The 6,813-nt window shown below is 70.4% G+C and carries 7 protein-coding genes; 4 read left to right on the top strand and 3 right to left on the bottom strand.

The features are described from left to right. Positions 1-221: hypothetical protein (locus ACY5KJ_RS15355; protein WP_462203655.1), on the bottom strand; the 221-nt coding region annotated here is incomplete at its 3' end. A gap of 47 nt (positions 222-268) precedes the next feature. Between ACY5KJ_RS15355 and ACY5KJ_RS15350 the strand changes: the two genes are divergently transcribed. The 4 genes from ACY5KJ_RS15350 (at position 269) to ACY5KJ_RS15335 (ending at position 5,314) form a co-directional block, all read left to right on the top strand. Then, positions 269-1,483: an FAD-dependent monooxygenase gene (locus tag ACY5KJ_RS15350; protein ID WP_462187173.1), complete on the top strand. Its 1,215-nt coding sequence runs from the start codon at positions 269-271 to the stop codon at positions 1,481-1,483. Positions 1,484-1,780: 297 nt separating this feature from the next. Next, the gene (locus ACY5KJ_RS15345; protein WP_462187172.1) at positions 1,781-3,160 is read left to right on the top strand and encodes a Dyp-type peroxidase; all 1,380 of its coding nucleotides are present in this window, start codon (positions 1,781-1,783) and stop codon (positions 3,158-3,160) included. Between the two features lie 625 nt (positions 3,161-3,785). Further along, positions 3,786-4,409, top strand: a complete 624-nt coding sequence (locus ACY5KJ_RS15340) for an alpha/beta hydrolase domain-containing protein (RefSeq protein ID WP_462187171.1) — start codon at positions 3,786-3,788, stop codon at positions 4,407-4,409. Beyond that, on the top strand, positions 4,406-5,314 hold the full coding sequence (locus tag ACY5KJ_RS15335; protein WP_462187170.1) for an alpha/beta hydrolase domain-containing protein: 909 nt from the start codon (positions 4,406-4,408) through the stop codon (positions 5,312-5,314). The genes ACY5KJ_RS15340 and ACY5KJ_RS15335 overlap by 4 nt, the downstream gene beginning before the upstream one ends. A gap of 73 nt (positions 5,315-5,387) precedes the next feature. Here the strand turns inward: ACY5KJ_RS15335 and ACY5KJ_RS15330 are convergent, their stop codons facing one another. Next, the gene (locus ACY5KJ_RS15330; protein ID WP_462187169.1) at positions 5,388-5,672 is read right to left on the bottom strand and encodes a ferredoxin; all 285 of its coding nucleotides are present in this window, start codon (positions 5,670-5,672) and stop codon (positions 5,388-5,390) included. A 53-nt stretch (positions 5,673-5,725) separates the two neighbouring features. Further along, on the bottom strand, positions 5,726-6,813 hold a 1,088-nt coding region (locus ACY5KJ_RS15325), incomplete at its 5' end, for an NADH-ubiquinone oxidoreductase-F iron-sulfur binding region domain-containing protein (RefSeq protein ID WP_462203653.1).

The raw sequence follows: 6,813 nt of genomic DNA, 5'->3' as shown, positions 1-6,813 counted from the left end.
GGGCCGCTGGGGTGGCTGGGGCCGTTGGTGATCCCGGCTCCCGACAGTCCAGCAACCCGACCAGCAATCTGACACTCGGGTAACCCGACAATGCGGGAAACCGGAAAACCCGACAATGCGGGGTAACCGGGCAGCCCGACAAGTGGGCACCACGACATCCGTTGGCGGTGCTCCTCTCCGGGGACGACGGTGGTGACGAGCCGGCGAACGGTCGTTGCCACCCGCCGTCCGGGTCACGCCGAGGAGGAACACGGAGGAGGCACCTGCGGTGAGGATCGTCTGTGTGGGCGGCGGACCAGCAGGACTGTACTTCGCCATCTCGGCGAAACGCCGTGACGCCAGCCAGGAGATCACAATCCTCGAACGCGACCCGCCCGGGGCGACCTACGGCTGGGGGGTTGTGTATTGGGATAACCTTCTGGACGTCCTTTTCCGGAACGACCCAGGCAGCGCTCGTGCCCTGCGGGCTGCGTCCACTCTCTGGCAGGAGCAGCGGATCAGTCTGGGCGGATCGCGGGCGGCATATCTCACCGGCTACGGCTTCAGCCTGCAGCGGGCCGCGCTGCTCGAGATCCTCGCCCGGCGGGCCACCGATCTCGGCGTCGAAGTGGAGTACCGGCACGAGGTAGACGACCTGCGCCCGTACGCCGACGCCGATCTCGTCGTGGCGTCCGACGGCGCGAACAGCCGGGTGCGCCAGATGGCCCAGGACGATTTCGGTACCAAGGTCGAGATCGGCGGTAACCCGTACATCTGGCTCGGCACCGACAAGCGATTCGACAGCTTCACCTTCGCCTTCGAACGGACCTCCGCAGGATGGATCTGGTTCCACGCCTATCCGTCCAGCGCCGGTATCAGCACCTGCATTGTGGAATGCTCCCAGCGGACGTGGAAGGGACTCGGCCTTGATCGCCTGAGCGCCGAGGACGCGCCGCGGATGCTGGAAAAGATCTTCTCTGGTCCGTTGGACGGCCATCCGCTGATCAGCCAGTGCCGCGGCCGGGCGGCGCGGTGGCTGCGTTTCGCCGATGTCACCAACCGGAGCTGGTACCACGACAACGTCGTGTTGATCGGTGACGCCGCCCACACCACGCACTTCGCCTTCGGGTCGGGCACGGCGCTCGCGATCGTCGATGCGGTCGCGCTCGCGCAGAGCATGTACGACAGCGGCGGCGATCTGCCGGCCGCGCTGCGAGATTTCGACCGGCGGGGCCGGGCGGCCCTGGGTCCTCTGCAGGCGGCGGCGCGGATGAGCATGGCCTGGTTCGAACGGGTGGACCCATACCTCGATCAGGATCCGGTGTCGTTCGCCTACTCGATGGCGTCGCGCCAGGGCGAACAGCCGCCGTGGCGCTACCCGGTGCACCGTGCCAGCCAGCACCCGGCCGTGCGCAGGGCGCTGCGCGGACTGAACTCGAGTGCACGATGGGGCCTGGCCCGTGGCCGGGGCGAACCCGTCGCCCGGAGAAGTATGGAGGGTTAGTCCCGGTCGACCGGGGCGTGTGCCGAGCGTCCCGCAGTGGTCGACGGCGCCCTCCACGGCGGATCATCTTCTCACGGACATCGTGGAACTGCCCTATGACCCATGCGAACACCTCACCGGACGGCTCATCCGGGTGTCCTTCGGTGGCAATCGCCGCGTTGACGCCGGCCCGAGGATTGCCGGCCCGAGGATGATGTCGGATCTCACCGCGGCGCCGGTACGGATCCCGTGAGCGACAGGACGGATGGAACCGGTAGGTCTGAGACCGGTATGTCCAATAGGGCCGGTAGGGCGGGTATGTCGGACATTACGGATGTGGTGGACGCTGCCGATGTAACGGATATCGCCGATGCGGCGGATGCGGTCCGGGAGAACCGCCCGACCGGTCCCCACCGCCGCAGGGTGCTGCGGGGCGCCGGGCTGCTCGGCTTCGGCGGTGGTGTCGCGATCGGGGGAGGCCTCGGGGGAGTCATGGCCCTCGACAGCGGTGTCACCGTTGCCGCGGAACGTTCCCGGGAGGACCAGTCGGGCGGGCCGGACCGCGTCGCCGTGGTCCGTCGTGAGGCGCTGGCTGGGGTGGTGGGTGACGGCCGTCACCAGCCCGGAATCGCCGACCGGCCTCCCGCGCAGCTCGTCTTCACCGCCTACGACCTGACGACGTCCGGCCCGGCCGCGGTCCGCGCCTCCCTCGCCGCGGTGCTGCGTACCTGGACGGCCGCCGCCGCGGTGCTGATGCGAGGCGAGCCGCTCGACGGCGCTGAGCGGGACACCCAGGGACTCGGACCGGCGGGACTGACGATCACCATCGGGCTCGGTGCGTCCGCGCTGCGCCGCGCCGGCCTCGACGCGCAGATACCCGCGGAGCTCGCGGACATCCCCGCGATGCCCGGTGACCAGCTCGATCCGGCGCGCAGCGGCGGGGATCTCGGCGTGCAGGTCTGCGCCGAGGATCCGATGGTCGCGGTCTCGGCTTCCCGGCAGATACGTCGTCTCGCCGCTCAGGATGCCCGGCCCCGCTGGATCCAGCGGGGATTCCTTCGTTCCGCGGCGGCCGCGTTCAACCCCGGGTCCACCCCGCGCAACCTGATGGGGCAGATCGACGGCACGGACAACCCGGGACCGGGCACGCCGCAGTTCGGCCGGGCGGTGTGGGTGTCCAACGGGCCGGAATGGGTGCGGGACGGGTCCTACCTGGTCTGCCGGCGCATCCGCATGCTGCTCGATGCCTGGGCGCGGCTGGACGAGACGGCTCAGAGCGCGGTCATCGGCCGCCGCAAGTCCGACGGCACCGCGCTCTCGGCACCGCCGGTGGGGCAGGGCGGCGCTGAGACCATCCAGCCGGACTTCACTGCCCGCGCCGCCGACGGCAGTCTCGCGATCGCCGGCAACGCCCATGCCCGGCTGTCCCACCCGTCGTTCCACGGCGGGATCGCCATGCTTCGTCGCGGCTACTCCTATGACGACGGCCTGGACTCAGCCGGCGAGCCGGACGCCGGCCTGTTCTTCACGGCCTACCAGGCCGACCCGCGTACGGCGTTCGTCGCGGTGCAGCGGACCCTCGCGGCCGGCGACGCATTGAACACCTTCATCCGGCACACCTCCAGCGCCCTGTTCGCCGTCCCGCCCGCCGCGCCCGCGGGCGGTTTTCCCGCGCAGGGGCTCTTCGGCGCCGGCTGAACGGCACCGGCTGAATTTCGACCGGGTGATCCTGTGCCGCGCCGTTCCGCACGGCCACTGAGCCGCATCCGCACACGTGCGGCCCGCCGTCGAGGGACGTGCGGGCTGCACGGCCGGGGCAGGGTGGTCTGATGGGTGGTCTGACGGGTAATCCAATGAGTGGTCCGATGACGCCGTACCTGTACCTGTACCTGTACCTGTTCCCGATGCGCGGTGTGGTCGCGGCATGCCAGGCGCGCCCCGCGAGAAACCGCACACCGGCCCGGAGGTGGCACCTCTCCACACGGCCTCATCGGGGCTCGCGCGGACCACGGGGCTCCTGACCATCGGATCGGGATTTACGTCCCGGTCACAGGTCAAAAGTCCTCGGAATATGACATCTGAGCAACGGCGGCCATCGGTTCGATGCGCTCGCGTGCGGCACGATGGATCGTGGATCCGTGCGGCGAGCGCGAGAGGAACCGAATCGATGGAGCTGATGGAGATGGCGTCGGTGCGAGTCGACGGGCCGATCGCCGGCCAGGCGAGCCTGATCTCGACGTCTTTCGAGCTGGCCTCCATCGGCTATGGAGTCGAAATGAAATAACTTGCGCGTTTCGAACCCTCCACAGGCCTGTGACCTGCGATGATGCTCTCGATCACGTATTTGTTACTTCATTACGTCCCCTATCTGGCGGAGGAGTTCTTTGTGAGCGGAACCGCCGACTCCTATGCCGCGACGGGTCCGCTCACCTCTGATGGCAGGTGGGACGTGGTGGTCGCCGGCCAGGCGCCGTTTCGGACCCGTCTCATCGTCTACCGGCCTGCCGACCCGACCGCCTTCAACGGTACGGCCGTCGTGGAATGGTTGAACGTCTCTGCCGGAATGGACGCCGCCGCCGCATGGCTCACGACGCATCGGCATCTGCTCCGCGCCGGTTTCGCCTGGGTGGGGGTGTCGGCGCAACGCATCGGCATCGAAGGGATCGAGACCGCCGAAGAGGCCGGTGTCGAAGTGAGGGCCGTTGCGGGCGACGGTGGTGCTAGCGGCAGTAATGCGGGTGGCGGTGGTGCTAGTGGCAGTAATGCGGGCGAAGGTGGTGCCGGGGAGCAACGCGGTACTGGTTGGTGGCCGATCGTGCCGTCGCTTAAGAGTGCCGATCCCACCCGTTACGCGATTCTGTCCCATCCCGGTGACGCGTACAGCTTCGACATCTTCCGTCAGGCCGGGGAAACCGTGCGTCGCGGTCTCCTCGATCGGCGCGGATGATCGCCGTAGGCGCATCCCAGGCGGCGTTCTTTCTGGTGACCTATGTCAACACCATCGCGGCGCGGGACGGCGACGGCGGTGACGACGGCGGCGGCATCCGTGGTGGGAGTCGTGCTGCCGGCGGTGGTCATGGCGGTTTCGACGGTTACCTGGTCCAGGGCCGCCCGGGGACCACGGCGTCCCTCGACGGTCGGGGCGGCCCGACCCTGGCCGGGGATGTCCGGCTGCGCACGGACGTCGCGGTGCCCGTGATGGTCGTGCAGAGCGAGACCGACGTCGCCGGCGTGCTCGGCGCCGTGGGCGCCCGCCAACCCGATAGCGACCGGTTCCGGCTCTGGGAGATCGCCGGCGCGGCGCACGTCGACATCTACACGCTCAAGGCTGGTTTCCGTGACGACGGTGCGCTGCCCGCTGCGGAGCTGGTACGCCTTCTGGTGCCCAGTGCCGCCCCTTTCGGTGTCCCGTTCGCCGCTGCGATCAACAGCGGCCTGCAGCAGCACTATGTCGCCCAGGCCGCGATTGCCGCGCTGGACGACTGGATCCGTTATGGTGTCGCGCCCCCGTCCGCGCCCCACCTGCTAACCGCCGCGACGGAGCCGGCGGTACTTCTCCGTGACGCGGACGGCATCGCCCGTGGTGGCGTGCGCACTCCCTGGGTCGACGTTCCCATCGCCGTCCTGTCCGGCCTGGGGCAGAACCCCACCGACGCCTCCGCCATCTTCGGCTCCACCCGGCCGCTGGATTCCGCCACACTCGCCGCCCGTTACCCCGCCGGCGCCGAGGACTATCTCGCCGCCTTCACCCGGGCCACCGACGACGCGATCGTGACCGGATTCCTGCTCGCCGAGGACCGTGAGGAGATCCTCGCCCTCGCGGCCGCCAGCTACCCAGGCACGCGGCAGTAACGCTGCTTTAGCCAAGTGGTAATGCGGCGGTAATGTAGCGAGCGAGACAGCGGACATCGGCCGCCGGGCCCGGCTACCCCTGTCCCTGGCCGGCGAGCAGGTGCAGCGCGAGCCGGGGACAGGCATCCGCCGCCCGGCGAGCATGCTCGATCAGCTCCGTGGAGACGGTGATTTTTCGGGTCGACTGTCCGGTCGTTCCGCGGGCCAGCGGATAACCTGCCGGATCGCGGGTCAGCAGCTCGGGTAGCAGCTCGACACACCAGCCGCGGCCGTCACATGCCGTCCAGTCGATCCACAGCCGGGCCGGGCCGGAGGCTGCGCCGGCGTTTGTGGTGTTCATGGCATCTGTGGTGTTCATGGCATCTGTCTCCCTGCGGATTCGTCGACGCTGCCTGGTCGGGATGGGTGTCGTCAGGAGGCGCAGGCCGAGCCGAGGCAGCGGCCCTCGGCGTGCGCCCGGATGTCCTCGGCGAACGTGCGCAGCGCACTGTGCACGAGGCGGGCCGCGCCGTCCGGGTGGTGGCACGCGCCGCGACCGGCGACCAGGGCGGCGAGGCGCAGCGCCCGGATGGCGGACTGCCCCGGATCGCCAGCCCCCTGCACCAGGCCGCCGGACCCGCCATCCGTTCGGGCCATCCCGGCCACGGCGTCCGCAAGCTGGGGCAGCCCGCTGGCGCATGGCCCGCACTGGCCAGCGTTCTGCGCGGCCAGGTACCCGACGATGCGCGCGGTCTCGACGAGCCCGCAGGCCCGGGCCGGGAGGACGGCGACCACTCCGGCGCCCGGTGCGGCACCCCACGGCGCCAGCGCCGCTCGGGACATCGCGATTGTCGTTCCCGGGCCGCCGGGCAGCCACGCACCGCTGTAGCCGCCGACCCGGAAGGCCCCGACCTGCTCGGTGAAGCCGCCCGCGAGCTGCGCGAGAGTGCCGAGCGGGGTGCCGAACGGCATCTCGACGACACCGGGCGCGGCGACCGCTCCCGTCACGGTGGCCAGGAACGTGCCCGGTTCCTCGGCGGTCCCGACCGAGCGGAACCAGCCGGCCCCCCACCGGGCGATCAACGCGAGGTGCGCGAGTGCCTCGGCGTTCTGCACCAGGGTCGGACGGCCGTGGAAACCGGCCTCGGCGAGCGGTTGCCAGTGCGCGCGCGGCCGGGCCGCCCCTCCCTCCAGGGCTGCGATGACGGCCGACGCCTCCCCAGCGATGAAGGTCTCCGGAGCCTCCCGGATCTGGACGGTGAACCGGTCCCAGCCCGCGGCCCGCCGTTGGGCCAGCGCCCGCCGGACCGCCGTGACCGCCGGCCCGGGTTTGAGATAGACGAAGGCCTCGTCGGCCCCGACCGCCTCCGCGGCGAGCTGCAGGCCGTCGAGGACGAGGTGGGGCGCCACGGTGAGCAGGGTGACGTCCTTGGCGCTCTCGGGTTCCCCTTCGGCGGCGTTGGCGACGACCACGGGGTGTGTGCCGCTCCGGTACCGGTCGGCTCGGTGCCCGGCGTTCC

Source organism: Frankia sp. CcWB3 (assembly GCF_977927595.1).
This window is presented reverse-complemented; position numbering and strand designations above follow the sequence as displayed.

Excerpts from the sequence above, each read along its gene's own strand:
- ACY5KJ_RS15345 (WP_462187172.1), top strand. The coding sequence starts at position 1,781 with ATGTCGGACATTACGGATGTGGTGGACGCTGCCGATGTAACGGATATC.
- ACY5KJ_RS15340 (WP_462187171.1), top strand. The coding sequence starts at position 3,786 with ATGATGCTCTCGATCACGTATTTGTTACTTCATTACGTCCCCTATCTG.
- ACY5KJ_RS15335 (WP_462187170.1), top strand. The coding sequence starts at position 4,406 with ATGATCGCCGTAGGCGCATCCCAGGCGGCGTTCTTTCTGGTGACCTAT.
- ACY5KJ_RS15330 (WP_462187169.1), bottom strand. The coding sequence starts at position 5,672 with ATGAACACCACAGATGCCATGAACACCACAAACGCCGGCGCAGCCTCC.